The following is a 26,760-nucleotide window of genomic DNA, read 5'->3' on the forward strand; positions in this document are numbered from 1 at the left end:
CACGCCACCAGTTCCGGGCCGATCTTGAACAGCTACTGGGCTGCGAGAACCTTGGATGTCTTCCGGGGAATCCTGTCGACGATGTCCAAGTCGTCGCTATCGACAACATCCTCGTCCTGACGATCGCCTTCCGCATGTGGCTTGGGATTGAGCCATTGCGAGACACGGTCGAGATAAAGATAGACCACCGGTGTGGTGAAGAGCGTCAGGACCTGGCTGACCAGGAGACCGCCGACCATGGCGTAGCCGAGCGGTTGGCGGAGCTCCGAGCCGGTCCCGTGGCCCAGCATCAGCGGCACGCCGCCCAGCACGGCCGCCATCGTGGTCATCAGAATCGGACGGAAGCGCAGCAGGCATGCCCGGCGAATGGCCTCAACCGGCGACAGGCCCTGATCCCGCTCCGCCACGATCGCGAAGTCGACCAGCATGATGCCGTTCTTCTTGACGATGCCGATCAGCAGGACGAGGCCGATCAGCGCGATCAGGCTGAAGTCGAAATGGAAGATGAGGAGCGTCGCCAGGGCGCCGACGCCGGCCGACGGCAGGGTCGACAGAATCGTCAGAGGGTGAATGTAGCTTTCATAGAGCACGCCGAGAATGAGATAGACCACGATCAGCGCCGCCACGATCAACAAGGGCACCGAGGAGAGCGACTCCTGGAATGCCTTCGCCGTGCCCGCGAACGTGGAAGTGATGGCGGCCGGCACGTTCATCTGCCGTTCTACTGCATCGATCGCCTGCGTCGCCTGCCCGAGCGCGATGTTGGGAGCGAGGTTGAAGGAGATCGTCACCGCCGGAAACTGGCCCTGATGGTTGATGGCCAGTGGACGCACTGGAACCGTTGTCCACTTGGTGAACGCCGACAGCGGCACTTCGCCCCCCGTCGTCGGCGAACGCAGGTAGATCTGCTCCAGCGTGGACGGATTCTTCTGCAGCGAGGGCAGCACCTCGAGGACGACATAATAGGTGGACAATTGGGTGAAATAGGTCGCGATTTCCCGCTGCCCGAATGCGTCGTACAGCGTCGCATCGATGACGTCGGGGGTGATCCCGAAACGGGCCGCCTGATTGCGGTCGATCGACAGCGTCAGCGTGGTGCCCGACGTCTGCTGATCTGAAGCGACGTCGCGCAGCTCGGGCATCTCCTTCATCTTGGCGAGCAGCCGCGGAGCCCATGCGTTGAGCTGATCGATGTCGGTCGACTGCAGGGTGAACTGGAATTGCGTCCGCGAGGCCCGGCCGCCGACACGAACGTCCTGCGCCGACTGGAGGTAGAGACGCGCGCCCTGAACCTTCGCCGTCTGGGCCTGCAGGCGCCGGATGACCTGATCGGCCGAGGCGGTGCGCTCATCGCGCGGCTTCAACGTGATGTACATCGTGCCGTCGTTGAGCGTATTGCCGCTTCCGCCCATCCGCATCGCCATGTGGTCGATCGCGGGATCCTTCAGCACGATCGTGCCGATCTCCTGCATGTGCTTCGCCATGTCGGCGATAGACACATCCTGCGACGTCTCGACGATGCCAGTGATCAACCCGGTATCCTGCTGCGGAAAGAACCCTTTTGGGATGATCACGAAGAGGTAGACCGTCAACGCGATGGTCGCAAAGAATACCATCAAGGTGGCGAAGCGGAAGCGCAGCACGAGATCGAGGCCGCGCTCATAGCCGTTCACGAGCCCTTGGAACATCCGCTCGCTGAGCATGTAGAGCCTGCCGTGATGCTCCTCGTCGTGCGATTTCAGGAAGCGCGAGGCCATCATCGGCGTCAACGTCAGCGACACCAGGGCCGACACGGCGATCGTCATCGCCAGCGTCACCGAAAATTCGCGGAACAGGCGGCCGATGATGCCGCTCATCAGCAGCAACGGAATCAGGACCGCGATCAGCGAGACTGAGATCGAGATGATCGTAAACCCGATCTCGCCGGCGCCCTTGATCGCGGCGGCCATCGGGCTCTCGCCTTCCTCGATGTAGCGGGTGATGTTCTCCAGCATCACGATGGCGTCGTCGACCACGAAGCCGACCGCGATGGTGAGGGCCATCAGCGACAGATTGTCGAGGCTATAGCCGGCCATCCACATCAGCGCGCAGGCGCCCAGCAGCGCGAGCGGCACGGTGATCGACGGAATGATGGTGGCCCAGACGCTGCGCAGGAAGACGAAGATCACCATCACGACGAGGCCGATCGTCAGCAGCAGCGTGAACTGCACGTCCTTCACGGCCGCGCGGATCGTCTGCGTTCGGTCCGACAGCACCGAGACCTTGATGGCGGGCGAGATGCCCGCCTGCAGGTGCGGCAGCTGCTTCATGACGTTGTCGACGGTGTCGATGACATTGGCGCCGGGCTGCTTGAAGATGACCAGGAAGACGCCGGGCTTGCCGTCAACCCAGCCGTACTGGGTGTTGTCCAGCGGTGCGCTCACGGCATGACCGATGTCGCCGACACGGACGGGACTGCCATTTCGATAGGCGATGACGATATCGTTCCACGCCTCCGCCTTGGTGAACTGGTCGTTGGCATAGACCGTATAGGTGCGGGTATCCCCGTTGAGCGTTCCCTTGGGATTGTTGACTGATATCACCGAGAGCGGGGCGCGCACGTCCTCCAGCGACAGGCCCTTGGCGACCAGCTTGGCGGGGTCGATCTGGACACGGATCGACGGCGCCTGCTGTCCGCCGACGCTGACCTGGCCGACGCCGCTGATATGGCTGATCGCCTGCGCGAGCTTGGTGTAGGTCTCGTCGGACACCTGCGTCATCGGCAGCGTCGTCGACGTGGCGCCGAGCGTGAGAATGGGCGAGTCCGCCGGATTGACCTTTCTGTAGGTCGGCGGGGTCGGCATGTTCTTGGGCAATTGCCCGCTCGCCGCATTGATGGCGGCGAGCACGTCGGATCCGGCACCGTCGATGTTGCGCGACAGATCGAACTGCAGAACGATCTGGGTGGAGCTGGTCTGGCTCTGCGACGTCATCTCCGAGACGCCGGGAATGAGCGCAAATTGCGATTCGAGCGGCTGCGCCACCGAGGACGCCATCGTCTCAGGATCAGCCCCGGGAAGATTGGCGGAGACCTGGATGGTGGGGAAGTCCACTTCCGGCAGCGGCGCCACCGGCAATTGCGGATAGGCGATGATCCCGACAAAGACGATGCCGACCATCAACAGCGATGTCGCGATGGGGAGGCGAATGAAGGGAGCCGAGATGCCGCCAGCCATGTCAGTCAGCCGATCCGGTCTTGCTGCCGCTCTTGGTCTGCGCGACGGAGGCGCTCGCATCCGTCGTCGGCGCGGCGCTAGCGACCAGCGGCTTCTCGTCGACCAGCGCACCGTCGAACAAGCGCGACTGCCCGGCGACCACGATCCTGTCCCCGACGTTCAGGCCTTCGGAGACCACGGCATTCGCATCGCCGCTCTGGCTGACCTTGATCGGCCTCGCGCTGACCTTGCCATTGTCGCCGATCACATAAGCGAACAATCCCGACGGCCCGTGCTGCACGCCATCCTGCGGCACGACGATAACGTCCTTGCGCGTGTCAATCAGCATCCGCGTGGTGACTGAAAGACCCGGCCACAGCGCGTTGTCCTTGTTGTCGAAGCGCGCCTTCAGACTGATGGTTCCGGTGGCCTGGTTCACGGAATTGTCGATGATCACGAGCTTGCCTTGCGACAGCGTCCTGGTTCCGTCCGAGGTCAACGCTTCCACTGGCACCTCGCCGGAATCATAGGCCTTGTCGATCGCCTGCAATTGCTCTTCGGGCTCCGTGAACTGCACGGCAATCGGCTGCAGCTGGGCGATGGTGACGATCCCCGTCGTATCGGCGGCATGCACGATGTTGCCGGGGTCTACCAGGCGGAAACCGGTTCGCCCGCTGATCGGCGCCTTGATCGAGGTATAGCCGAGATTGGTCTGCGCATTGTCGATGGCGGCCTGATCGCCCTTTATCTGCGCGGTCATCTGATCGACCAGTGCCTGCTGGGCGTCGAGATTTTGCTGCGTCTCGAATTGTTGTTTCGCGAGCTTCTGGAAGCGCTCCAGGTTCAACTGGTCGTTCTTCAGATTGGCCTCGTCCTGGGCCTTCTTCGCCACCGCCTGCTCCAGGGCCGCGGTAAAGGGACGTTGATCGATCTGAAGAAGCGGATCGCCCTCCTTCACCATCTGACCCTGCTTGAAGAACACCTTCGTGATCTGACCGTCGACACGGCTCTTGACCGTCACCGTCCTGAACGGTGAGACGACACCGAGACCGTAGATGTGCACGGGAAAGTCGGTCTTCTTCACCTCGAACGAGGTCACCGGGATCTTCGCCGCTGCCTGGTTTGACGTGCCTTGGGCGGCCGCTTCGACGGGCTTGACGCTCCCGAGAAGCTCATACCACAAGCCGTAGGCCACCGCGGCCAGTGCAAGGATTCCGAACAGTGCTGCACTGAGCTTCGGTCGCCGTGTCAGATTGATCGCCATCTAACTCTTCGTACCTGCCTTCGCGTGAACCGACTGCTTGCAGGTGAACCTGCTGCTTTGAACTGAAAGTATTGCGAACAAAATCCCGACGTCAAAATAACGATTGCGTGCGACATTCTGTACAAACCGTCATGTTCGCCCGTCGCGACGACGCAGTTACCCGAGGCGAAAAAATCCAACGAAGGAAAAGCAGAAACAGACAGAAACGATATGTATACAGGCGCGAGAGATTGCCCGTAGCATCACGCTGAATTGCACCAGCGATCGGGGAATTTAAGGAGCGCTCGTCCTACGTCAGGCTCTATCATTGAAATTCAGCGAGCGCTGCTTGATGGGAACGAGGCGCAAGATGAAGGCAGAACAGCCGAGCCGTCGGGGAAATGTCATACCGTTCCGAACGCGATCAGGAGACGGCAGCGGTCCGATCGACGATGTGCGGTCCGACAACATCCTTCGCCTGCTCGACCTCACGAAGTTCGAGCAACATCGCCGCGCCGCAGAGCACGGCGCCAGCATGCGCTCCAACATCGCAGCGATGGTCCTGCTCGGGCTTCTCGTCTTCGTTGCGACCGAGGACTTTTCCAAGCTCGAGCAATCGAACTTGTGCCCGCACAATTTGGAGTGCAGGAACTAGGCAGCGTCCGTCGAAGCGGAAGACGGCATGCGCATCTATCCTCGCCCGGCAGAAGCCCCGCCGAGAAACAGCTTCCAGGCCTTCTCGAAGTACAGCTTGCGCTCCTTGGGCGAGGCGAGCGGCTTGTATCCGAACATTGCGAGCGTGGTCGGACCGACGATGATGCTGTTGATGAGAAAGTCGGTCAGGAAATTGACGTCACCCGCAACGATATGCCGGTCGGCCTGGGCTTTCGTGACGGACGTCCGCAGCAGCGACATGATCGCGTCCGGCTCTGGTTCGGCGTCGCTTCCGGGGGCAAACAGGCTCTCGCTCGCGGCGATCCTCTTGAAGGCCACCAGCTCCGGATCGAGGTTGATGTCGAGCAGAAGGCTCGCGAGCTCCTTGAGCTGCGCGAGGCTGTGCTGGCTCGACTGCCTGACCTGGAGATCGGCAAGACGCATCATGATCCGCCGGCGGCTTCGCTCGAGGACAGCACCGAAGATCGCGCGTTTCGACGGATAGCGCCGGTAGATGGTGTCCTTGCCGGCACCGCATTCCGAGACGACTCGCTCCATGGAGGTCGCGGCGTAGCCGTCGCGCGCGAACAACTCCGCGGCAACCGCAAGAATCCGGTCTTCGATCGCCTGCGCCTCCGCCTTGGTCGGCCGCCCGCCACGGCTTTCCCCGATGCGCCTCTTCGCGCGCTTGCCGGTCTTGACTGCCTGCTTCATGCCTTCCCCTGCGCGATCCCGGAATCGCCCTGCTCGACTTTTAATAGTTCTAAATACTCGAAAATGCCAACCGCATAACTGGACAGTTCCGTCCCGTTTTGTTTTAACCCCGTTCATCAGCTTTGGGTGGGGTTTTGAAATGGAAATGATCGGGGGATCGCAGCGAGTTCTGCGAGGTGCGGCGTTTTTGCTTGGATCGGCTGCCTTTCTTGCGGTGGACGCGCCGGCGTTGGCGCAGAACTCGACGCTGCCTCCGGTGACCGTGGACGCGCCGCAAGGCCGGCGCGCGGCAACCAATGTGACGTCGCAGCGTCAGCAGAGCGCGACGCGGCGCAGTGCCCGGGCGCGCACGAATTCCAACGCACCGGCGCAGGCCAGGCCCGGCGCAGCGTCATCGCCGGCGGTCCGGCAAGACACCCGCGATCAGATGGTCGCGACCAACCAGTCGACGGCGACGAAGACATCCACGCCCGTGCTGGAGACGCCGCAATCGGTCAGCACGGTGACGCGCAGGCAGATCGACGTGCAGAACCCGCAGACCGTCGGCAATGCCCTGCAATACACCGCAGGTGTCCTCTCCGAACGCGACGCAACGACCCGCTATGACAGCGTGTTCCTGCGTGGCATCGGCGGCTTCGGCACCTCGACCAATTTCGTCAGCTTCCTCGACGGGTTGAAGCTGCCGCGCGGCCAGGCTTTTGCGGTGACCTCGATCGACGCATTCCTTCTCGACCGCATCGAGGTCATCAAGGGTCCTTCGGCCGTCCTGTACGGACAGATCAACCCCGGCGGTCTCGTCAACCTGGTCAGCCGCCAGCCGAGCGATATTCCCTACAACGAGGCGCGCATCGAGGGCGGCAGCTACGGCCGCGTCCAGGGTGGCATCACCAGCCAGGGCGCATTGGACGCCGCGCATCAATGGCTCTACAGTATCAGCGCGATCGGCCGGATGTCCGGCACGCGCTACGACGGTGTGGACGAGCAGCGCTTCGGTGTGGCGCCGGCGATCACCTGGCGGCCGGATGCCGACACGCAGCTCACGGTGTCGGGCTTCTACCAGCGCGACCCGAAGGGCGGCTATTTCAACTCGCTCTATCCGCAATCGCTGGCTCCGGCAGCGTATCGGCCGTATCTCAATCGCAATCTGAACATCGGCGATCCCGGCTTCGATCGTTTCGACCGCGAGCAATCGGGCGTCGGATACGTGTTCGACCGCCGGCTGAACGACGTCGTCAGCTTCCATTCGGCGCTGCGCTATTCGAAGGTCGACACCGACTTCCAGTCGCTGCAAATGGCCGGCCCGCTGACCGCGGCCGGCACGATCCCCCGCGCGGCGATCCGGTCGATCGAGAGCGCCGACGGCATCGCCGCCGACAACCGCCTGCGCTTCGACTTCAGGACCTCCGCCGTCGAGCACACCGTGCTCGCCGGCTGGGACCAGCAGAACGCGCACAGCTCGTGGCTCTATCAATTCGGCGGTGCGACCTCGCTCGACGTCGTGAATCCCGTCTACTATCAGCCGGTCGGAACGCTGTTCCCGTTCATCAACAACGACCAGTCGCTGTCGCAAACCGGAATCTACGTCCAGGACCAGATGAAATTCGGCGGCTTCCGCCTGACGCTGGGCACAAGGCACGACTGGACCGAGCAGAACAACGACAACCGCATCTCGCTGACCAAGACGTCGCAGGAGAGCGACAAGCAGACCTATCGCGCCGGTCTCCTTTATCTCTTCGACAACGGCCTCGCGCCCTATGTCAGCTATTCGACGTCGTTCGAGCCGACCATTGGCGTCGGCAGCAATGGCCAGCCCTTCGTGCCCACGACCGGCGAGCAGTACGAAGGCGGTCTGAAATACAAGCCTGCCTTTGTCGACATGCTGCTCACGGCGGCCGTGTTCGACCTGCGCCAGCAGAATACGCTGACGCCGTCGGCAGTGCCGGGCTTCAGCGTGCAGCAGGGCGAGATCCGCTCGCGCGGCATCGAGCTGGAAGCGCGCGGAAAATTGACCGAAAACATCGAGATCATCGCGGCCTCGACCTTCCTCGACACCAAGGTGACTCGCTCGACCGACCTCACCGCGATCGGCAAACGCCCGCAGGCGGTGCCGACGCATTTCGAATCGCTCTGGGCCAATTACAGCTTCCTGACCGGCGGCCTCGCAGGTTTGACGATCGGCGGCGGTGTCCGCTCGGTCGGTCCCTCCTATGGAGACGACATCAACAGCCTGGTTTCGCCGGGATATGTCGTGTTCGACGCCGCGGTCCGGTACGAGCTCGTCAATCTCGTGCGGGCCTGGAAGGGCGCGGAACTGACGCTGAACGTCACCAACCTGTTCGACAAGAGCTACTACACGAGCTGCAGCTCGAACTTCTATTGCCAGTTTGGAAACGGCCGCCTCGCGCTCGCCGGCCTGCGCTATCGATGGTGATCGCATGATGTTGTCCTCATCATGAGAGCGAGACGGCTGCGACGGTGGTCGTGGGTTCACAAATGGAGCAGCCTGATCTGCACGATCTTTGCGCTGCTGCTGTGTCTCACCGGCCTGCCCCTCATTTTCCATGAGGAGCTGGGACCTAATCCCACGCTCGATAGGGTCGCAGATCCCGACGTCCGCGCGTCCGTCGACACGATGATCGCCCAGGCGCTCGCCGAGCGCCCGGGCGAGATCGTGCCGTACCTGTTCTACGATCGCGAGAAACCGATCGTGAAGATACCGACCGCCGCCAGCGTGACGGCTGCGCCCGATACTTTCTTCTACAAGGTGTTCGACATCCGGACCGGCAAGGCGTTGACGATCGACCAGCCCAACGAGGGCTTCATCTACGTCATGCTGCGGCTTCATGCCGATTTGTTCGCCGGCATCAAGGGCATGCTGTTCCTCGGCGGGATGGGGCTGTTGCTGGTCGCATCAATCGTCTCCGGCATGGTGCTCTACGGCCCGTTCGCGCGGCGCCGCGGATTCGGCGAGGTGCGCCGGCAACACGGCAACCGCCTCCGTTGGCTGGACCTGCACAATCTGCTCGGCATCATCACCCTCGTCTGGTTCGGCATCGTCTCGCTGACCGGCGTGATCAACACCTTGGCCGCGCCGATCGAGCTGATGTGGCAGTCGAACCAGTTGATGGAGATGGCGGCGCAAAGCCAGGGACGGCCGCCGAGCGATCGCAAGGCGCCGGTCGACCTGGTGCTAGCCAGGATTCGCGCGGCCGTGCCCGATATGACGGTGACGACCCTCGCCTTTCCAGGAAGCCCGTTTTCCACGCCCAACCATTACGCAGCGTTCCTGACTGGAGATACGCCGCTGACGAGCCGCATTCTCAAGCCCGCCATCATCGACGCGGCGAGCGGCGAGGTCGTCGCCGTGCGCGACATGCCCTGGTACGCAACGGCGCTGTTCGTCTCGCAGCCGCTGCATTTCGGCGATTACGGCGGCCTGCCGCTGAAGATCATCTGGGCGGTGCTCGATATCGTCACCATCATCATCCTGATCAGCGGTCTTTATCTCTGGCTCGCCAAGCGGCGCATCGGTGCCGGGATGAGGACGGCGACGGCGGAGCTCGCTCGATGACGCCCGGCCCGACGCTGTGGGCGATCCCGGCGCTGCTGGCGCTTGTGACCTTGCTCGGCCTGCTGGCCGCGCTGATCGGCGAAGGCGGCATCTGGTGGGCGCTGTCGTGGGGAATGCTGATTGTTCCCGGCGCTCTCAGCCTCTATTACCTCGCTCGGGGCCTGATGCCACCGCGTGCGGACCCCTGACATCCCGTCTGGTCGGCCCTGCGCGCGCAGGGCCTCTCCCGCCATTGGCACCCCTCTCCCAATCGTGTAACCCGGCCAAAATCCTTGCCGGGACGGGACGCTGATGAGTGCGGTTGCCACGGAAGAAGCGGGAGATGCCACCCGCGCGCTGATCCTTGCGCTGCTTGCGCTGGCCTGCGGGCACATGCTCTCGACCTTGCTGCGCACCATTCCCGCGGTCAGCCTCGATCTCATGGCGGCGGATTTCCACATGGAGCCGCAGGCCCTCGCCAGCCTCACCTCCGTCTATCCCTTCGCCTTTGCCGCCGCGCAGATCCCGGTCGGCGCGGCGATGGATCGCTTCGGCGTGCGCCCCGTTTCGCTCAGCCTGCTCGGGGGCACCGTGATCGGCGCCATCGCGTCGGGATTTGCGACCGGCCCTGCCAGCTTTGCGGTCGGACAGGTGCTGCTCGGCGTCGCCACCTCGGGCATGCTGATGTGCCCGATGACGCTTGCCGCCAAGCAATTGTCGGCCGCGCGGTTCGGCCTGTGGTCGGGCGCGATCCTCTCGATCGGCAATATCGGCATGCTGCTGTCGTCGAGCCCGCTCGCCTTCGTGGTCGACGCCTGGGGTTGGCGCGCCGGATTCTTCATCTCGGCGCTCGCAGGCGTCGCGGTGGCGCTCGCCGTGTTCGCGCTGGTGCCGCACCAGGCGGCCGAGCACAAGGACGAGTCGTCGCCGCTGTCGCAGATGATCGAGGTGCTCCGGCTCGGCCTGTCGCGGCCGTTGCGCGGCCTGATCGCGCTCGCGCTGGTGTCGCTGGCGACCTCGCTGGTGCTGCGCGGCCTGTGGGGCGGACCTTGGCTGATGGAGATCAAGGGATTGTCGCGGGTCGAGGCCGGCAACCAGCTCGGTGCATTCACGCTGGCGATGATCGCCGGTCCGCTGTGCATCGGCATGATAGACCGCAAGATCGGCCGCCGCCGTGCGCTGGTGGCGGGCACGCATATGGCCGGGGCGCTGTTGGTGGCGCTGATGGCGCTCGGCGCGCCGCACTATGCAGTCTCCGTGCTGTTTGGCCTGCCCGTGATGCCGCCGCAATACGACCTCGTGCTGTTCGTGCTCATTGGCCTTGCGACCTCTGCGCAGCCGCTGCTGTTCGGCATGTCGCGGCAGCTGGTCGATGCCCAGACTGCGGGCAAGGCGCTTGCGGCGGTCAACCTCGCCTTCTTCCTCGGCGCGGCCTTGATGCAGTCGGTCACCGGCGCGGTGGCGGCGCTCGCGGGATTGCCGGCGGTGCTGCTGTTCATGGCTGCCATGCTGGCAGTCGGCGTGCTGATCTTCTTGGCTTACACCTCGCCAAGCCCCTAGGATGACGCGCCCCGCTCGCCAAAGGAATCACTCATGCCCGTCGACACCAAAGCCGCCACCGACCGCCTCATGCGCTTCCTCGCCGTCGAGGGCGTGACCGGACAGGAGGCGGCAATCGGGCGTGAGCTCACCGCTGCTCTAAAGGAGAGCGGCGTGCCGGCGAAGGCGATCCGCCTCGATGACGCCAACAGCCGCATTCCGGTGCCGACCGAGACCGGCAACCTCATCGTCGACCTGCCCGGCCGCGGCGCGTTGCACAACCAGCCGCGCATCATGTTCATGACCCACATGGACACCGTGCCGCTCTGCGCCGGCGCCAAGCCGAAGAAGTCGGGCCGCAAGATCGTCAACGAGGCCAAGACCGCGCTCGGCGGCGACAATCGCTGCGGCTGCGGCGTGCTGGTGACGCTGGCCGCGGAGCTTGCCAAGCAGAAGCTCGACCATCCGCCGATCACGCTTCTGTTCTGCGTGCGCGAGGAGAGCGGGCTCTATGGCGCGCGCCACGTCAAGCTCGACGATCTCGGCGCGCCGGTGATGGCGTTCAACTATGACGGCGGCTCGGCCTCCAACGTCATCGTCGGCGCCGTCGGCGCCGATCGCTGGACCGTCGAGATCATGGGCCGCGCCTCGCATGCCGGCGTCGCGCCGGAACGCGGCATCTCCTCGACCATGATCATGGCGCTCGCGCTGGCCGAAGTGAAGGCCGGCGGCTGGTTCGGCAAGGTGGTGAAGGGCAAGAAGCAAGGCACCAGCAATGTCGGCCCCGTCACTGGCGGCGAGGGCCGCCCCGCGGGCGATGCCACCAATGTCGTCACCGATTACGTCCATGTGCGCGGCGAAAGCCGCAGCCATGACGGAAAATTCTTCAAGGAGATCACCAAGGCCTACAAGGCCGCGTTCGAGAAGGCGGCCAAGAAGGTCACCAACACGCAAGGCAAGTCCGGCAAGGTCAAGTTCAAGGCGGAGACCGATTATTATCCGTTCCGCATGAAGGAGAGCCTGCCCGTCGTCAAACGCGCGATCGAGGCAGTGTCCGCGGTCGGCGGAACTCCGAACGTGCGCGCCGCCAATGGCGGGCTGGACGCCAACTGGATGGTTCGCCACGGCATTCCGACCGTGACCTTCGGCGCAGGGCAGAACGAGGCGCACACGATCGACGAATGGATCAATCTCGACGAATACGATCGCGCCTGCGCGCTGGCCGTGCAGCTCGCGATGATGCGGTGAGCATGTTGCTCTCGTAGGGTGGGTTAGCCCCGCGACTGTGCAAAGCGCAGTTCGCGCGGCGTAACCCACCAACTTCGTTCGGCAAACGCGGAAGCATGGTGGGTTACGCCAGCGGACTGCACTTTCGCGCAGCCGCGGGCTAACCCACCCTACGAACACGAACCAAAATGAAAAATAGGGAGGCCACATGCCGCGCATCGCGAATATCGAATCCGCCCTCTACCGGATCCCCCTCCCCGTCCTGCTCTCGGACTCGACCCATGGCGAGATCGCGGCGTTCGAGCTGATCACCTGCCGCGTCCGCGATGCCGATGGCGCCGAGGGTGTTGGCTACACCTACACCGTGGGCCGCAATGGCGGCGCCGTCGCCGATATCCTCAAGCGCGAGATTCCGCCGTTGGTCGAGGGACGCGAGGCCGACGACACCGAGGCGATCTGGCATCATGTCTGGTGGGGCCTGCATTATGGCGGCCGCGGCGGGCCGGCGGTGCTGGCGCTGTCCGCGCTCGACATCGCGCTGTGGGATCTGAAGGCGCGACGCGCGAAATTGCCGCTGTATCAATTGCTCGGCGGCTTCGATGCACACGTGCCCTGCTATGCCGGCGGCATCGACCTCGATCTCTCGGTCGAGGCGCTGCTCAAGCAGACCGATGGCAATCTCGCAAAAGGGTTTCGCGCCATCAAGATGAAGGTCGGCCGGCCCGATCTCAAATCGGATGTCGCGCGAGTTGCGGCGATGCGACAGCATCTCGGCGACGGCTTTCCGCTGATGGCGGACGCCAACATGAAATGGACGGTGGAAGAAGCTATCCGCGCCGCCCGCGCCTTCGTCCCTTATGACCTTACCTGGCTGGAGGAGCCCGTTATCCCCGACGACGTCGCCGGCCACGCGCGCATCATGCAGGCCGGCGGCGTGCCGATCGCGGCGGGCGAGAATCTGCGCTCGCTGTGGGAATTCAAGAACTACATCGCCAGTGGCGCGGTATCCTATCCCGAGCCTGACGTCACCAATTGCGGCGGCGTCACTGCCTTCATGAAGATCGCGCGGCTGGCGGAGGCCTTCAACCTGCCCGTCACCAGCCACGGCGCGCACGACATCACCGTGCACCTGCTCGCGGCCTGCCCGAACCGCTCCTATCTCGAGGCGCACGGTTTCGGGCTGGACAAATATATCGAGCATCCGCTGGTGCTGAAGGACGGCATGGCGCGCGCGCCTGATAGGCCCGGCCACGGCATCGGTTTTGACTGGAAGGGGCTGGCGAAGCTGGCACCGTAGGGCTCCGTCATGCCCCGGGCTCGTCCCGGGCATCCACGTTCTCCGTGCGGCAAGCAAGGCGTGGATGGCCGGGTCAAGCCCGGCCATGACGACGGAGCTGCACGCGAGGCATTCGCCGGTGACTGGATGCAATGGCACGAGATTTGTCTATTGTAGGCCAGTCGACACTTGTGAAAGACGCCCATCTTGACCCCCGAGCTGCACCAGAAACTGACCGCGTGGCGCCAGCACCTGCACGCGCATCCTGAATTGTCGCTCCAGGAAAAAGCCACCGCGGCCTTCGTGCAGGACAGGCTCACCGAGCTCGGCATTCCCTTCGTGGCGGATTTCGGCGGGCACGGCATCGTCGCAACATTGACGCGCGGGCATGCGCGGAGCCGGGTCGGCCTGCGCGCCGACATGGATGCGCTGCCGATCAGCGAGGACACCGGCCTGCGCTACGCTTCGACAACACCAGGCGTGATGCATGCCTGCGGCCATGACGGACACACCGCCTCACTGCTGGGCGCAGCAGCCCTGCTCTCCGCCGACACCGATTGGAGCGGCACGGTCGATTTCATCTTCCAGCCGGCCGAGGAAGGTTTTGGTGGCTCGCGCGCGATGGTCGGGGCCGGGCTGTTCGATCGTTTTCCAATGGAGCGGGTGTTCGGTTTCCACAACTGGCCGGGCCTTGCCGCCGGCACCATCGCGGTGCATGACGGCGTCGTCATGGCCTCCGGCGGGCGCATCACCATCACCATCGACGGTCATGCCGGACACGCCGGCATGCCGCATCTGACGCGCGATCCGGTGATGGCGGCCGGCCATTTAATCGTGGCACTGCAATCGATCACCTCGCGCTGTGTCGATCCGCTCGACACTGCCGTGCTGTCGCTGTGCACGATCGAAGGCGGCACCGCGCCGAACCAGATCGCCGGACGCGTCGTGATCCGCGGCACGCTGCGATACCATCGCGACGCGGTCAAAGGCACCATCCTCGACGGGATCGAGCGTACATGCGCGGGGATTGCGACGAGCTTTGGCCTCAAGGTCACGCCCGAGATCGTCATGGGTGTGGGTGTAGTGGTCAACACGCCGGCGGAAGCGGCCCTCGCCCGCATCGCCGCGGAAAAGGTGCAGGCTCCGGTGCGGCGCGACCTTGCGCCGAGCATGGCCGGCGAGGATTTTGCTTTCTATCTGCAGCAGCGGCCGGGCGCCTTCGTCTGGATCGGCAACGGGCCCTTGCGCGACGGCGCGGAGCTGCACGGCCCGCGCTATGATTTCAACGATGCGATCCTCCCAGTGGCCTCGGGCTGGATGGCCGAGGTCGCCAAGACGGCGCTGGCGTCGAACTAGGCGCGCCTATTCAGGAGATCTCGCGCGGCAGCTTCCAGCCCGGCCGCGGCTCGAACGCCTCGTCGATGCGCTCGACGTGATATCCGGCAGGCACAAGCCGGCCCTCATCCGCGACGGGAACGTCGGACACCAATCCCTCGATCAAGGCGGCTTCCCACACCTCTTTCTCGGTGGGAAAGGGATCGCCGATCTGCTTGTTGCCTTCGAACAGCGCGTACATCGGTTCCGGTCCTGGGTTGATCAAGCTCACGAGCAACGTATCGGTCGCACGGACGTTCCTTCCGGCAAATGGCAACGGATGGCACGTGAAACATGGCGCGCATTTTGATCGGCACCTCCGGCTGGCACTACGATTCCTGGCGGGGGCCGTTCTTTCCCGAGGGCCTGCCGCTGAAAGAGCAGTTGCGCTACTACGCCGGACAGTTTGACACCACCGAGCTGAACGGCGTGTTCTATCGCACGCCGACGCCGGATGCAGTGAAGGGATGGCGTGAGCAGACCGGCCGCGGTTTCGTCTTCGCCTGGAAGGCGTCGAAATTCATCACGCATTGGAAGCGCCTGTCGGACAGTTCCGTCAACAGCCTCGAACTGCTGGAGGATCGCATCTCGCGACTCGGCGGCAAGCTAGGCCCGATCCTGTTCCAGCTGCCGCCGCAATTCGAGGCCAATGCGGACCGCCTCGCATCCTTCTTCAAACTGTTGTCGAGGAAACGACGTTACAGCTTCGAATTCCGTCATCCGAGCTGGTATCAGCCGCGCATCCTGCGCATGCTGGCCGACGAAAACATCTCGCTGTGTCTGTCCGACCATCACAATGCGCCGGCGCCATGGAAGCGCACGGCGGATTTCGTCTACGTGCGCGGACACGGGCCGAGCGGCCATTATCACGGGCACTATAGCAAGGTCACGCTCGCGCAATGGGCACGGCGCATCAAGTCCTGGAAGCGGCAGGGCTGTGACGTCTATGTCTATTTCGACAACGACCAGAAGAGCGCGGCGCCGGCCGATGCACAGACGCTGAAGCAATTGCTGTAGCAAGACGACGCCGGCTCGCCGCAATCCACCGCTCCCTCGATACCACCGTCGACGAAGTGGAACAGACGCCGCCGACCGCGCACGTTCCGCCGGCCGCGCGCCCGTGCGCTTGACGGAAAGCGTTCTAAGGGCTCTAATGGAATTTAACAACAATTGTTCGCATTCCGAACATTGCTTTACCGGACAGAGCGGGCTCACAACACCGCGTCCGGGTCACCAGAGGAAACCTCAACGATGCGAGCCATCCTCACGGGCGAGAGCACGCTTATCGTCACGATGATCGTCGCCTACATCGCATTCACGTCCTGGCTTACGCTCAAGCTGCGCAGCCGGACGAGCGAGCAGTTCATGACCGGCGCGCGCGCGATGCCGGCCGTCGTCGTCGGTGTGCTGATGATGTCCGAGTTCGTCGGCGCCAAGTCGACCGTCGGCACCGCGCAGGAGGCGTTTCAATCAGGCATGGCGGCCGGATGGGCCGTTCTCGGCGCCTCGATCGGCTTCCTGCTGTTCGGGTTCTTGATGGTGAAAAAGCTGTACAATTCCGGCGAATACACCATCTCGGCCGCGATCGCGCAGACATACGGCAAGTCGACCATGCTCACGGTCTCCGTGATCATGATCTATGCGCTCTTGCTGGTGAACGTCGGCAATTACATCAGCGGCGCGGCCGCGATCGCCACCGCGCTGCATGTCAGCCTGCCGGTTGCGATGTGCATCATCGCCGTGGTCAGCACCTTCTACTACGTGTTCGGTGGATTGAAGGGTGTCGCCTGGGTGACGATCCTGCACAGCGCCATCAAGGTCGTGGGCATCGTCATCATCTTCGCGGTCGCGATGTCGCTGACCGGCGGCGTTGCGCCGATGCAGGCCAAGCTGCCCGCATACTACTTCTCCTGGGACGGCAAGATCGGTTTTGCGACCATCTTCGCCTGGACCTTCGGAACGGTGGGCGCGATCTTCTCGACCCAATTCATCGTCCAGGCGATCTCCTCGACGCCGAGCGCCGACGACGCCCGCAAGGCGACCTTCTACGCCGCCGCGTTCTGCCTGCCGCTCGGCTTCCTGCTCGCCCTGATCGGCGTCGCCGCGAAACACCTCTATCCTGACATGAACAGCCTCTACGCGCTGCCGGTGTTCCTGGAGAAGATGCCGCCGCTCGCCTCCGCCTTCGTGACGACCTCGCTGGTCGCCTCGATCTTCGTCAGCGTGTGCACCGTCGCGCTCGCGATCGCCTCGCTCGTGGTGCGCGACTTTTACGTCCCCTACTGGAAGCCGACGCCGGAGCGGGAATTGAAGATGACGCGCCTGTTCTCTGTGGCGATCGGCATCGCGCCGCTGGTCTTCGTCTTCTTCGTACCGGAGATCCTAAAGCTGTCGTTCTTCACGCGCGCGCTGCGCCTGTCGATCACCATCATAGCGATGATGGGATTCTATCTGCCGCTGTTCGCGAGCAATCGTGGCGCGACCGCGGGCCTGATCGGCGCCGCGCTTTCGACCACGGTCTGGTACATGCTCGGCAACCCCTTCGGCATCGACAACATGTATGTGGCCGCGGCGACACCGCTGATCGTGATGGCGATCGAGCGCCTCGTGCTTGGCCGCGCCGGCGCCGCGACCGCGACGCCGCAGGCGGTGCAACCGAACGGATTCGTTGAAAGGACCTCGACATGATCATCGAGACCGAGATCGCGATCAGCGACATCGAGATCGCGGCCGACGGCATCGTTCGCCCGGCCGCCGGCGATTCCGACCGGTTCGAGGCCTTCATTCCCTCGCCCTGCGTGCAGAATCACGCCGCCAACCTGATGCCGCTCGCCAATGGCGATCTCGCCTGCGTCTGGTTCGGCGGCACGCAGGAGGGCATGTCGGACATCTCGGTTTATTTCTCACGCCTTCCCCGCGGCGCCACGCAATGGTCGCCGGCAGAGAAGCTGTCTGACGATGCGGGACGTTCCGAGCAGAACCCGGTGCTGTTTCCCGCCCCCGACGGCACGCTGTGGCTGATGTGGACGGCGCAACTGGCGGGCAACCAGGACACCGCGCTGATCCGCCGCCGTCTCTCGCGCGACAATGGCAAGAGCTGGGGCCCGATCGAGACCCTGTTTCCTGAGCATCGCGGCCGCGGCACCTTCATCCGGCAGCCGATCGTGGTGCTCGACAATGGCGACTGGCTGTTGCCGGTGTTCTATTGTCACAGCACGCCGGGCCGCAAGTGGAACGGCGACGAGGACACCAGCGCGGTGAAGCTCTCGTCGGATGCCGGCGCGACCTGGCGCGATGTCGACGTGCCCGGCAGCCGCGGCTGCGTGCATATGAGCATCGTCCGGCTCGACGACGGCTCGCTGCTCGCGCTGTTCCGCAGCCGCTGGGCAGACAACATCTACCAGAGCAGGTCTTCAGATCACGGCCGCACCTGGTCGACACCTGAAACGACCGTGCTTCCCAACAACAATTCCTCGATCCAGCTCACGCGGCTCGGCAACGGACATCTCGCACTGGTCTTCAACGATTCCAGCGCCAGGGACGCAACCGGACGCCGCCTCTCGCTCTATGACGAGATCGAGGACGATTTGCCGCCCGTGCTCGCCGGCGACGGCAGCAAGGCGGACGGACGCACCGCGTTCTGGGGCGCGCCGCGGGCGCCGATGACACTGGCCGTTTCGGCCGACGACGGACGGAGCTGGACCAGGCGCAACGTCGAGACCGGCGACGGCTATTGCATGACCAACAATTCGCGCGACCAGACCAATCGCGAGTTGTCCTATCCTTCGGTCAAGCAGACCGCCGACGGCGCGATCCACACCGCGTTCACCTTCCACCGCCGCACGATCAAGTACGTGCGCGTGAGCGAACCGTGGGTGACGCGCACGGCGCGGGACTAAGGAGGATGGGCGAGAAGCCTCACGCGCTCGTCACCGGCGCCAGTTCAGGGATCGGCGCGGCGATCGTCGAGCGCCTGCTGCACGACGGCTGGCGCGTCACCGGCATCAGCCGGCGGCCCGGAGCCTTCGACCACCCGGCTTTCGAGCACCTGTCGCTTGACCTGAGCGAGGTCGATACCATTGCGAACGCCGTGACAGGCATCGCGCCGACCGCGCTGGTTCATGGCGCCGGCCTGCTGAGGGTCGGTCAGCTCGGCTCGCTTGACCATGACGACGGCGCGGCGATGTGGCGGCTGCATGTCGAGGCCGCCGAGCGCCTCGCCAACACGCTGGCGCCGCGCCTGCCGCAGGGCGGACGCATCGTCTTCATCGGCAGCCGCACCGCGTCGGGCGCGCCCGGCCGCGGACAATATGCCGCCACGAAGGCGGCGCTGGTTGCACTGGCACGGTCCTGGGCCATGGAGCTTGCGCCGCGCGGCGTCACGGTGAACGTGGTTGCGCCCGCCGCGACCGAGACGCCAATGCTGAACGATCCCTCGCGCGCCAATGTCGCGCCAAAACTACCGCCGATCGGCCGCTACATCCGCTCCGACGAAGTCGCTCACGCCGTCGCATTCTTACTCTCGGCGCAGGCCGCCGCCATCACCGGCCAGCAACTGATCATCTGCGGCGGCAGTTCGCTGTGACTTCGCGGCCCGGTCATCGCCGGTCGGTCAGCGCTGCTGGCTGGGCGAGAGGAATGCAGCCCGTGGCGACCCCGGATCGGTTGCTGTACGATGTATCTCGCTCGAGCAGGCGAGATCCAGATGAACCGACGCGAGTTTGTTTCGGGAGTGACCCTTGCAACCGCGCTTGCGGGCCTGCCGACAGGCGCCGCGGCGGAAGGCAAGCGGGTCGCGCTGGTGATCGGCAACGGCGCCTACAGGAACGTGCCCACACTGCTCAATCCGCCCAACGATGCCAGTGATATCGCCGCGGCGCTGAAGCGGCTCGGCTTCACGGTCACCCTGATCACCAACGCGAGCTTCGAGGACATGCGTCGCGGCCTGATCACATTGGGGCGTGACGCCGCCGGCGCCGACATGGCAGCCGCGTATTTCGCGGGCCATGGCATGGAGATCAATGGCGAAAACTGGTTGATCCCGATCGACGCAGAACTGAAGCGGGACACGGATGCGGCAAATGAAGCCATCAGCCTCCAGAGCGTGATGTTACAGGTGTCGAACACCACGAGCCTCGGCCTCATCATCCTCGACGCCTGCCGCAACAATCCGTTCGCCGCCAGGATGAACCGCTCGCTCGCCACGCGCGCGGCGCCAAATAGCGGGCTCGGCCGCATCGAACCCGTCGGCAATGTTCTGGTCGCTTATGCCGCGCGGGACGGCACCACGGCGCTCGACGGCGACGCGCGCAACAGCCCGTTCGCAGCAGCGCTCCTGCGCAATATGGAGACGCCTGGCGTCGAGGTCACATTCATGTTCCGTAACGTCCGCGACGACGTGATGGAGGCGACCCGAAACGAGCAGCAGCCCTTCGTCTACGGCTCGCTGTCGCGCAAGGCGATCTATTTGGCCGCTCGACCATCGGGCGGCGCCGTCGGGGCCGAGCCTGCACCCGCACTTCCGGCCGCCACCTCCCCTGCGCCTGCGCCGAAATCATCGACGATCGATCCCGCGCTGGTCGGCACCTGGGAGATCCTGGTGCCGAACGGCCGCGGACAGTCGCGCTGGATCTGGCAGATCATGGCTGACGGCACCTACAAATTCCGCGCCGAGCCCCCGCGCTCGGCGCGTGCGCACGAGGGAATGATGACCGCCGCGAATGGCCGCTGGACCCTGCATGCGCTCAGGGGCCTGTCAGGTTACAGCGATGGCGGCGCCTACGAGATCCACGACGCGCTGGCGATGATCACGGGCAGGCTGGGCACCGGCGCCTGGAAGCGCAGCGCAGAATGACGGCGCGGTGGTGCCTGTCCGCTAGATGATGCCGCCTTGCCGAAGCGCCGCGATCTCGGTCTTGTCGTAGCCGAGTTCGGCGAGAACGAGATCAGTGTGCTCGCCGAGGGTCGGCGGGCGCGTGGTGATTTCGCCCGGCGTTTCCGACAGGCGGACGGCGGCGCGCGCCACAGGTGCGTGTTTCGGCAGGCCGGGATAGTCGACATCCTGCATGAAGCCGGCGGCGCGGATGTGCGGATGATCCAGCGCCTGTTGCGGGCTGAGGACAGGTCCGGTCGGGATCATCGCTTGTCCCAGCGTGTCGACGGCCTCCTGCGTGGTGCGTTCGGCACACCAGCGCGCCATCCGCTCGCTGATGACAGGGCCGTTGTTGCCGCGGCTGATGTCGTCGGCGAAACGCGGGTCGTTCAGCCAAAGCTCCTCCTCGCCCATCAGCCTCGCCCAGCGCTTGAACAGCGGATGCCCGGTGACCTGGCACAGCACCCAGCCGTCCTTGGTGCGGTAGATGTCGGCGGGAGCGGCGGTCTGGCCGAGATTGCCGGTCGGCACGCGATTAACGTTGATGACGGCTTGCTCGATCAGCGTGGCATTGGTGAAGGACAAGGCGGTTGCGAGCAGCGCACCCTCGACGACTTGCCCGCGCCCGGATTTGTCGCGCTCGATCAGCGCGGCGAGCGTTCCGAACGCGCAGTGCAGCGCCGTGCCGAAATCGACCCAGTTCACCGCGGCCCGATACGGCGGATCGCCCGCGCCCGTCATGTAGACCGAGCCCGACATCACCTGGCCGACGCCGTCGAAGCCGACGCGGTCGGACCAGGGACCCGGCCCGCCGAACGCGGTGGCCGTCGTCAGGATGATGTCGGGCTTGATCGCCTTCAAGGACTCGTAATCGAGCTTCATCGCGCGCAGGGTCTGCGGCGGCAGATTGGCGACGACCACGTCCGCAGTGGCAACCAGGCGGCGCATCACCTTCTGCCCCTCCGGCTTCATCGGATCGAGCGTGATGCACTTCTTGTTGCGATTGACCTGAAGAAACAGCGCGCCTTCGCCATTTTCTCCCACCGGCGCCACGAAGCGATCCTCGCTGCCGTCGCGCTTCTCGACGCGAATGACCTCGGCGCCGAATTCGGCCAGCAACGTCGCGCAATAGGGGCCCGCGATATAGCGCCCGAAATCAAGGACGCGCACGCCCTCCAGAACTCCTCCCATCGATCCCTTCCCTGATGTTTTGCTCAGCTTACAGGGACTGGTTGCCACGGCAAGGTGGCAAGAGGGCATCCTGCCCTTCCCTCAAGATGTGATCGGCGAACAGTTTCGGCTGGCGGAAATTGTGCTCTAGTATGGGTCCATTAGTCCCTTTAGCCAGAGCGCACATCCATGCCGCAACAATTCGACCGATCCGCAGAAGATCTCGGCAACGCGATCCATTTCGAGCACGTCAACATCCAGGTCCCCGATCAGCGCCTCGCCACCCTGTTCTATGTCGCGGGGCTCGGGCTCACCCGCGATCCCTATCTGATGGTGTCCGACACCAACATGTGGATCAATGCCGGACGGAGCCAGTTTCATTTGCCGAGCGGTCGGCCGCAGGTGCTGCGCGGCCATATCGGGCTGGTCATCGCGGGCCGCGGGGCGCTGCTGGAGCGGCTGGCGTCGGTCGCGAAGAAGCTCGAGGGCACGGCCTTCGCATTCGCCGAGCACAATGACCATGTCGAGGCGACCTGCCCGTGGGGCAACCGCCTGCGCTGTTACGAGCCGGATGCGGCACGCTTCGGGCGCATCGCGCTCGGCATTCCCTATGTCGAATTCGACGTGCCGGTGGGCTCGGCCGCAGGGATCTGCGCGTTCTATCCCGAAGTCATGGGCATGCCCGCGAGCTTGCGGAACGGCGACGGCACGATTGCCGCGGTGAAGACGGGCCGCGACCAGCACCTGCTGTTCCGCGAGACCGACCGTCCCCAGGGCGAGTATGACGGCCACCACGTGCAGATGTACATCACCGACTTCTCCGGCCCGTACCGAAAACTCCTGGCGCGCGAGCTGATCTCGCGCGAGGACAATCAATACCAGTACCGGTTCTGCGACATCGTCGACCTCGATAGCGGCAAGCACCTCTTCACCGTCGAGCACGAGGTGCGCAGCGCCACCCACCCGATGTTCATGCGCCCGATGGTCAATCGCAATCCGGTGATCAACAACCGAAATTACTCGTTCGGGCACGATGAAGCGTCGTGGGCGATGGGACCGGATCAGTACGAGGGATAGGCAGCGGCCTCCGGCTCTCGGCCCATTCGGCGAACAGCCCAGACAAACCGGCCGGGCCGAGCGCGGCCGTCATCGTCAGCGCGCGGCCGCGATCCTGGCGCGGAAGCTTGCCTGCCCCTGCACGATCTTGTCGAGCAGCGCATCGAGCGCCCAGAACCGCTCGCGAATGTCGAAATCGACGGCGCGGCTGCGGACGCAGGAGAACGTGCCGAGCCGCTGATGATACAGCTTCGCCAGCTTGGGATAGCCCATCGGCTCGGCCATCGCGGCGAGCGCGAGGAAGACGGAGAGTTCGTCCGCCAGCGCCGGCTGCTTCGCGCTGTGAGCGAGCAGCCATTTGTAGAGGTCGGGATGGAAGTTCGTGAACACGCCGGTGAAGCCGGCAGATCCGGCCCTCATGGCATCGAAGGCGATCGCCGCATTGGCGTTGACGACGGACAGGGCGGAATTTTTCGTCAGCGCCACGCGGCGTTTCACGGTTTCGAGGTCGCACGACACGTCCTTGAGAATGGCAAAGCGCCCGCTTTCGGCGCAGAACGCCAGCTCATCGTCGGACAGGAGCCGGCGGAAGGGCGCCGGGCATTCGTAAAGACCGAGCGGAAGATCGGCAGGGAGCGCATCGAGCAGATGGCGCAGATTGTCCATGAAGACCGTGCCGCCCTGCCCCTTCGGATCGAACCGGTTCGTGACTAGGACCAGCCCGTCCACGCCCGTCTTGGCGATCGAGGTCAGTTCGGTCAATTGATCGTCACGTGATTCACTGACATGGCCGGACGCGATGACGGGCACCCTGCCGGCCGCCTTTCGCACGACGAAACGCGCCAGCTCGATGCGCTCATCGAGGCTCAGAAACTGCATCTCGCTCGACTGGGCGACGGCGAACAGCGCATCGGCGCCGTTGGCAATGTACCATTCGATGAGGTTTTCGAGGCCCGCATAGTCGATCGCGTCCGCTTCGGTGAACGGCGTCAGCATCACAGGAATGATGCCTTTGATGGTTGCGGTCACAAGTCATCTCCAAGACGTTGAATCGGTGATGAGGACAAGTCTCTCATGGACAGGCACATGCGCAAGTCGCCAGGCTCCGCTCAGGACAATTGGCCGGCGGTGGGCATGCCTCTCTGCGCGCCGTGTGCGAGGCAGGCCAGGGAGGCTCCGCGGCAGGCGCGGGCAAGCACCTCGTGCCAGACCGCTCACGCGTCTTGCGACGCGTGAGCCTAACGGTGCCGGCTGGCCGTCAGTTGCCGGCCACCTCCTTGATGCGCACGATCATGTCGTCGACGGCCTTCTCGACCGGCACCTTGTTGGTGACGATGGCGTTCACGGCCTTCATCCAGACGTTCTCGTTGTTGAGCGTGGTGAACTTGTAGTTCTTGCTCATCTCGTAGCCGCCGACGCCGGCGAAGAACTGGTCGCGCACCGCGCGACGATGAATGTCGCCGTCCCAGAAGGCGGACTTCTGGGCCGCGGTCTTGACCGGGAACCAGCGGCCGAGCGCGCCTTCGATATAGGGCTGGAGGTTTTCATCGCGCAGCAGGAACGAGACGAACTCCTTGGCGCGCTCCTTGTTCTTGGCCTGCTCGAAGATCAGACCGACCACCACGGACCCGCGGGTGTGGACCGGCGTGCCATCGGGCTTGTTGGGCCAGACCATGGTGCGGATGCGCTCGTAATAGTTCTTCTTCGCTTCCTCGCGCTGCTCGGCGGTGAGCGTTTCATTGGTGGAATCGTCCAGCCACTTGCCCGGGAGCGAAACCGTCGAATTGTGCGTCATGATCGTCGTCTTGTTGTGGAAGGCGACGTTGTTGTCGGGATCCTTCCAGCTCGTCGCCGATTGCGGCGTGCAGCCCTTCGCGGCGATCTCGACGTAGTCCTTCATGGCGGCGACGAGACCCGCCTTCACCTTGGGATCGTCGACCAGCAGCTTGCCGTTATCGTCGACGAGCACGACGTTGTAGGCATCCATGAACACCAGGAACGAGATGAAGCTGTCGGTGGCGTCGACGCCCATGGGATGGCCGATGCCGTAGATGCGCTTGCCGGATGCCTTGCGAACCGCCGGCTGCGCCTTGTCGCACCAGAACGACCAGAAGCCCTTCCAGTCCTTCGGGATGTCGGCCTCCTTGAGGCCTCCCTCCTCGAGCATGTCCTTCCAATAGTGCAGATGCAGCGTCGCCTGCTTCAGCGGGAAGGCGTAGTAGGCCTTCGCCTTGGTCTTGTCATTGTAAAGCATGACGGTTTCGAGCGCCTGCGGAGCGAACTCGCCCTTGATCGGCGCGAGGACTGAGGTCAGATCGACCAGCTTGCCCTCCGAAGCCCACTTGCCTGCGCCCTGGAAATGGTAGGTGTCCGCATAGGTGACGTCGGGCGGACTGCCGGCATCGAGCGCCGCCACCAGCTTCGGCATCATGTCCTGCGTCGCATATTGCGACAGCTCGACCTTGACGCCGGTCTTGGCTTCGAACTTCTTGATGACGTCGAGTAGCGCGTCTTCCTCGGCCTTGTAGTAGCCCTTGTTCCACCAGACGACGAGCTTCTCCTCGGCCGCTGCCGGGCTCACCGTCGCCATCGCCGGCACCAGCAGGGAAACCGCCATCGCGCAGTTTCTGATCCATCGCAAAAGGCTGTCACGCATCGTCGTTTCCTCTTTCGTCCCGTCCCGGCGAGAGCCGCCGACTGTTTTCATGGCTTTTCGGACGGCGTTATGTAAGCGCTTACACAACGACTGTCAAGCAACCTCTCGGGGGGCATTTTGCGCGCCATCGAGGGGAAGGAGCATTGCCGCGGGTGCTTCAGCGGGCTCTCGCCTTGCCGGTACTCTCGCGGATTTTCAGAACAGGCACGACTTCCCGGGGTTGTGCCCGCCCCTGCTTGCCTGCGATGACGGCGAGAAGCTCGTTGGCCGCCAAGACGCCGATCTCTTGGTTGTCGACCTTCATCGTCGTGAGGGCGGGAGAGAAGCGCGACGAGATCGCAAGGTCATCGAAGCCGGTGATGGAAAAATCCCGGGGCGCCTCCCGGCCGGATTCGCGCGCGGCCATCAAGGCCCCGAGCGCCAGATTGTCATTGCCGCAAATGATCGCGGTCGGCCGGGCACCAACTGTTCGCGTCATCAATTTCGCCAGACTTTCCGCGCCGAATTCCAGCGTCGAAGGTCCCATCAACAGGTCCTGCGCCGAGATCTCCAGACCATCGGTCGCGAGCGCGTCGCCGATGCCGCAAAGCCTTTCCCTGACACGGTCGTTGTTGGTGTCTGGCTGAAAGATGGCGGCAAACCGGCGATGGCCGAGAGACAGCAGGTGCTCCGTCATGCGATGGAAGGCCGCGCGATTGTCGAAGCCGACGCACGGATGCCGTGACAGCTTGTTGTAGGAGTATGTCACGACATAGGGGATGCCCCGAGAATTGAGCGCGTCAAAAAGCTCGGGCGGATGGCTTTCGCCGACGACGGCAAGCGCCTCCACGCCTCGCGCAAGCATCGCATCGGCCTGTCTCAAGCCTTCGTCCGGATCGTAGTTCGAGCATCCCAGGAACAGCGTGAAGCCGCGCTCGCTGAAGACGCTCTGCATGCCGCTGATCTGGTGCGCGAAGATTTCGTTGTCGAGCGTCGGGATGATGGCGCCCGCGATGTGCGTCCTGCGCGACGCGAGCGCCCGTCCGGCCGCATTCGGAATCCAGTTCAGGGCACGCGCGGCGTCCTTGACCCGCTGCCTGACCTCTTCGGAAACCTTCTCCGGCTCGTTGAATGCGCGCGATACGGTCGCGGTCGAGACATTGGCCTTGCGGGCAACCTCCTCGAGCTTGACGCGGCCGCTGCCCTCGCGCGCTCTCTTTGAACCAGCTGTCATCCCGACTTTCGGTCGAATGCGA

22 protein-coding genes are annotated in these 26,760 nt (G+C 64.2%); 14 read left to right on the forward strand and 8 right to left on the reverse strand.

Going from position 1 to position 26,760, the window contains the following annotated elements; translation table 11 throughout:
• Nucleotides 1-32 precede the first annotated feature (32 nt).
• Both NLM27_RS21635 and NLM27_RS21640 read right to left on the reverse strand, forming a co-directional pair.
• Nucleotides 33-3,215, reverse strand: a complete 3,183-nt coding sequence (locus NLM27_RS21635) for an efflux RND transporter permease subunit (protein WP_254145240.1) — start codon at nt 3,213-3,215, stop codon at nt 33-35.
• 1 nt (nt 3,216) lies between these two features.
• Nucleotides 3,217-4,458 carry an efflux RND transporter periplasmic adaptor subunit gene (locus tag NLM27_RS21640; protein WP_254145241.1) on the reverse strand — a complete coding sequence of 414 codons (1,242 nt, stop codon included), beginning with the start codon at nt 4,456-4,458 and terminating at the stop codon, nt 3,217-3,219.
• A 349-nt stretch (nt 4,459-4,807) separates the two neighbouring features.
• Between NLM27_RS21640 and NLM27_RS21645 the strand changes: the two genes are divergently transcribed.
• Nucleotides 4,808-5,092 (forward strand): hypothetical protein, encoded by a 285-nt coding sequence (locus NLM27_RS21645; protein ID WP_254145242.1) that lies wholly within the window; start codon nt 4,808-4,810, stop codon nt 5,090-5,092.
• A gap of 35 nt (nt 5,093-5,127) precedes the next feature.
• On the opposite strand, the gene NLM27_RS21650 is transcribed toward NLM27_RS21645, so the two are convergent.
• Nucleotides 5,128-5,805 carry a TetR/AcrR family transcriptional regulator gene (locus NLM27_RS21650; protein ID WP_254145243.1) on the reverse strand — a complete coding sequence of 226 codons (678 nt, stop codon included), beginning with the start codon at nt 5,803-5,805 and terminating at the stop codon, nt 5,128-5,130.
• A gap of 187 nt (nt 5,806-5,992) precedes the next feature.
• Here NLM27_RS21650 and NLM27_RS21655 point away from each other — a divergent pair, with 187 nt between their 5' ends.
• The 7 genes from NLM27_RS21655 (at nt 5,993) to NLM27_RS21685 (ending at nt 14,753) form a co-directional block, all read left to right on the forward strand.
• On the forward strand, nt 5,993-8,236 hold the full coding sequence (locus NLM27_RS21655; RefSeq protein ID WP_254145244.1) for a TonB-dependent siderophore receptor: 2,244 nt from the start codon (nt 5,993-5,995) through the stop codon (nt 8,234-8,236).
• A gap of 21 nt (nt 8,237-8,257) precedes the next feature.
• The gene (locus NLM27_RS21660) at nt 8,258-9,376 is read left to right on the forward strand and encodes a PepSY domain-containing protein (protein ID WP_254145245.1); all 1,119 of its coding nucleotides are present in this window, start codon (nt 8,258-8,260) and stop codon (nt 9,374-9,376) included.
• The gene (locus tag NLM27_RS21665) at nt 9,373-9,564 is read left to right on the forward strand and encodes a hypothetical protein (protein WP_254145246.1); all 192 of its coding nucleotides are present in this window, start codon (nt 9,373-9,375) and stop codon (nt 9,562-9,564) included. The genes NLM27_RS21660 and NLM27_RS21665 overlap by 4 nt, the downstream gene beginning before the upstream one ends.
• 103 nt (nt 9,565-9,667) lie before the next feature.
• On the forward strand, nt 9,668-10,915 hold the full coding sequence (locus NLM27_RS21670; RefSeq protein ID WP_254145247.1) for an MFS transporter: 1,248 nt from the start codon (nt 9,668-9,670) through the stop codon (nt 10,913-10,915).
• Nucleotides 10,916-10,948: 33 nt separating this feature from the next.
• Nucleotides 10,949-12,142 (forward strand): M20/M25/M40 family metallo-hydrolase, encoded by a 1,194-nt coding sequence (locus NLM27_RS21675; protein WP_254145248.1) that lies wholly within the window; start codon nt 10,949-10,951, stop codon nt 12,140-12,142.
• A gap of 187 nt (nt 12,143-12,329) precedes the next feature.
• On the forward strand, nt 12,330-13,418 hold the full coding sequence (locus NLM27_RS21680) for a mandelate racemase/muconate lactonizing enzyme family protein (RefSeq protein WP_254145249.1): 1,089 nt from the start codon (nt 12,330-12,332) through the stop codon (nt 13,416-13,418).
• Between the two features lie 186 nt (nt 13,419-13,604).
• A complete protein-coding gene (locus NLM27_RS21685; RefSeq protein ID WP_254145250.1) occupies nt 13,605-14,753 on the forward strand; it encodes an amidohydrolase in 1,149 nt (382 codons plus the stop codon).
• Nucleotides 14,754-14,763: 10 nt separating this feature from the next.
• Here the strand turns inward: NLM27_RS21685 and NLM27_RS21690 are convergent, their stop codons facing one another.
• A complete protein-coding gene (locus tag NLM27_RS21690) occupies nt 14,764-14,973 on the reverse strand; it encodes a hypothetical protein (RefSeq protein WP_254145251.1) in 210 nt (69 codons plus the stop codon).
• A 92-nt stretch (nt 14,974-15,065) separates the two neighbouring features.
• Here NLM27_RS21690 and NLM27_RS21695 point away from each other — a divergent pair, with 92 nt between their 5' ends.
• From NLM27_RS21695 to NLM27_RS21715, 5 genes are all read left to right on the forward strand, one after another.
• Complete coding sequence (locus NLM27_RS21695) at nt 15,066-15,788, forward strand: DUF72 domain-containing protein (protein WP_254145252.1); 723 nt, start codon at nt 15,066-15,068, stop codon at nt 15,786-15,788.
• 234 nt (nt 15,789-16,022) lie between these two features.
• On the forward strand, nt 16,023-17,459 hold the full coding sequence (locus NLM27_RS21700; protein ID WP_254145253.1) for a sodium:solute symporter family protein: 1,437 nt from the start codon (nt 16,023-16,025) through the stop codon (nt 17,457-17,459).
• Complete coding sequence (locus tag NLM27_RS21705; protein ID WP_254145254.1) at nt 17,456-18,670, forward strand: exo-alpha-sialidase; 1,215 nt, start codon at nt 17,456-17,458, stop codon at nt 18,668-18,670. Before NLM27_RS21700 ends, NLM27_RS21705 begins: the two co-directional genes overlap by 4 nt.
• A gap of 5 nt (nt 18,671-18,675) precedes the next feature.
• Nucleotides 18,676-19,356, forward strand: a complete 681-nt coding sequence (locus NLM27_RS21710; RefSeq protein WP_254145255.1) for an SDR family NAD(P)-dependent oxidoreductase — start codon at nt 18,676-18,678, stop codon at nt 19,354-19,356.
• A 120-nt stretch (nt 19,357-19,476) separates the two neighbouring features.
• A complete protein-coding gene (locus NLM27_RS21715) occupies nt 19,477-20,625 on the forward strand; it encodes a caspase family protein (RefSeq protein WP_254145256.1) in 1,149 nt (382 codons plus the stop codon).
• Between the two features lie 21 nt (nt 20,626-20,646).
• On the opposite strand, the gene NLM27_RS21720 is transcribed toward NLM27_RS21715, so the two are convergent.
• The gene (locus tag NLM27_RS21720) at nt 20,647-21,834 is read right to left on the reverse strand and encodes a CaiB/BaiF CoA-transferase family protein (RefSeq protein ID WP_254145257.1); all 1,188 of its coding nucleotides are present in this window, start codon (nt 21,832-21,834) and stop codon (nt 20,647-20,649) included.
• A 168-nt stretch (nt 21,835-22,002) separates the two neighbouring features.
• Here NLM27_RS21720 and NLM27_RS21725 point away from each other — a divergent pair, with 168 nt between their 5' ends.
• Entirely contained in the window at nt 22,003-22,890 is an 888-nt protein-coding gene (locus NLM27_RS21725) for a VOC family protein (protein ID WP_254145258.1), read from the forward strand.
• A 75-nt stretch (nt 22,891-22,965) separates the two neighbouring features.
• Here the strand turns inward: NLM27_RS21725 and NLM27_RS21730 are convergent, their stop codons facing one another.
• From NLM27_RS21730 to NLM27_RS21740, 3 genes are all read right to left on the reverse strand, one after another.
• Nucleotides 22,966-23,898, reverse strand: coding sequence for a dihydrodipicolinate synthase family protein (locus tag NLM27_RS21730; RefSeq protein WP_254145259.1), 933 nt, complete (start codon nt 23,896-23,898; stop codon nt 22,966-22,968).
• A 229-nt stretch (nt 23,899-24,127) separates the two neighbouring features.
• Nucleotides 24,128-25,525, reverse strand: a complete 1,398-nt coding sequence (locus NLM27_RS21735; protein WP_375142259.1) for an ABC transporter substrate-binding protein — start codon at nt 25,523-25,525, stop codon at nt 24,128-24,130.
• A 157-nt stretch (nt 25,526-25,682) separates the two neighbouring features.
• Complete coding sequence (locus NLM27_RS21740) at nt 25,683-26,738, reverse strand: LacI family DNA-binding transcriptional regulator (protein WP_254145260.1); 1,056 nt, start codon at nt 26,736-26,738, stop codon at nt 25,683-25,685.
• Nucleotides 26,739-26,760 lie beyond the last annotated feature (22 nt).

It is taken from the genome of Bradyrhizobium sp. CCGB12 (assembly GCF_024199845.1).
Taxonomy (GTDB): domain Bacteria; phylum Pseudomonadota; class Alphaproteobacteria; order Rhizobiales; family Xanthobacteraceae; genus Bradyrhizobium.

Excerpts from the sequence above, each read along its gene's own strand:
- NLM27_RS21650 (WP_254145243.1), bottom strand. The coding sequence starts at position 5,805 with ATGAAGCAGGCAGTCAAGACCGGCAAGCGCGCGAAGAGGCGCATCGGG.
- NLM27_RS21735 (WP_375142259.1), bottom strand. The coding sequence starts at position 25,525 with ATGCGTGACAGCCTTTTGCGATGGATCAGAAACTGCGCGATGGCGGTT.
- NLM27_RS21710 (WP_254145255.1), top strand. The coding sequence starts at position 18,676 with ATGGGCGAGAAGCCTCACGCGCTCGTCACCGGCGCCAGTTCAGGGATC.
- NLM27_RS21725 (WP_254145258.1), top strand. The coding sequence starts at position 22,003 with ATGCCGCAACAATTCGACCGATCCGCAGAAGATCTCGGCAACGCGATC.
- NLM27_RS21695 (WP_254145252.1), top strand. The coding sequence starts at position 15,066 with ATGGCGCGCATTTTGATCGGCACCTCCGGCTGGCACTACGATTCCTGG.
- NLM27_RS21640 (WP_254145241.1), bottom strand. The coding sequence starts at position 4,458 with ATGGCGATCAATCTGACACGGCGACCGAAGCTCAGTGCAGCACTGTTC.
- NLM27_RS21670 (WP_254145247.1), top strand. The coding sequence starts at position 9,668 with ATGAGTGCGGTTGCCACGGAAGAAGCGGGAGATGCCACCCGCGCGCTG.
- NLM27_RS21645 (WP_254145242.1), top strand. The coding sequence starts at position 4,808 with ATGAAGGCAGAACAGCCGAGCCGTCGGGGAAATGTCATACCGTTCCGA.
- NLM27_RS21675 (WP_254145248.1), top strand. The coding sequence starts at position 10,949 with ATGCCCGTCGACACCAAAGCCGCCACCGACCGCCTCATGCGCTTCCTC.
- NLM27_RS21660 (WP_254145245.1), top strand. The coding sequence starts at position 8,258 with ATGAGAGCGAGACGGCTGCGACGGTGGTCGTGGGTTCACAAATGGAGC.
- NLM27_RS21715 (WP_254145256.1), top strand. The coding sequence starts at position 19,477 with ATGAACCGACGCGAGTTTGTTTCGGGAGTGACCCTTGCAACCGCGCTT.
- NLM27_RS21635 (WP_254145240.1), bottom strand. The coding sequence starts at position 3,215 with ATGGCTGGCGGCATCTCGGCTCCCTTCATTCGCCTCCCCATCGCGACA.
- NLM27_RS21700 (WP_254145253.1), top strand. The coding sequence starts at position 16,023 with ATGCGAGCCATCCTCACGGGCGAGAGCACGCTTATCGTCACGATGATC.
- NLM27_RS21720 (WP_254145257.1), bottom strand. The coding sequence starts at position 21,834 with ATGGGAGGAGTTCTGGAGGGCGTGCGCGTCCTTGATTTCGGGCGCTAT.
- NLM27_RS21690 (WP_254145251.1), bottom strand. The coding sequence starts at position 14,973 with ATGTACGCGCTGTTCGAAGGCAACAAGCAGATCGGCGATCCCTTTCCC.
- NLM27_RS21665 (WP_254145246.1), top strand. The coding sequence starts at position 9,373 with ATGACGCCCGGCCCGACGCTGTGGGCGATCCCGGCGCTGCTGGCGCTT.
- NLM27_RS21680 (WP_254145249.1), top strand. The coding sequence starts at position 12,330 with ATGCCGCGCATCGCGAATATCGAATCCGCCCTCTACCGGATCCCCCTC.
- NLM27_RS21705 (WP_254145254.1), top strand. The coding sequence starts at position 17,456 with ATGATCATCGAGACCGAGATCGCGATCAGCGACATCGAGATCGCGGCC.
- NLM27_RS21740 (WP_254145260.1), bottom strand. The coding sequence starts at position 26,738 with ATGACAGCTGGTTCAAAGAGAGCGCGCGAGGGCAGCGGCCGCGTCAAG.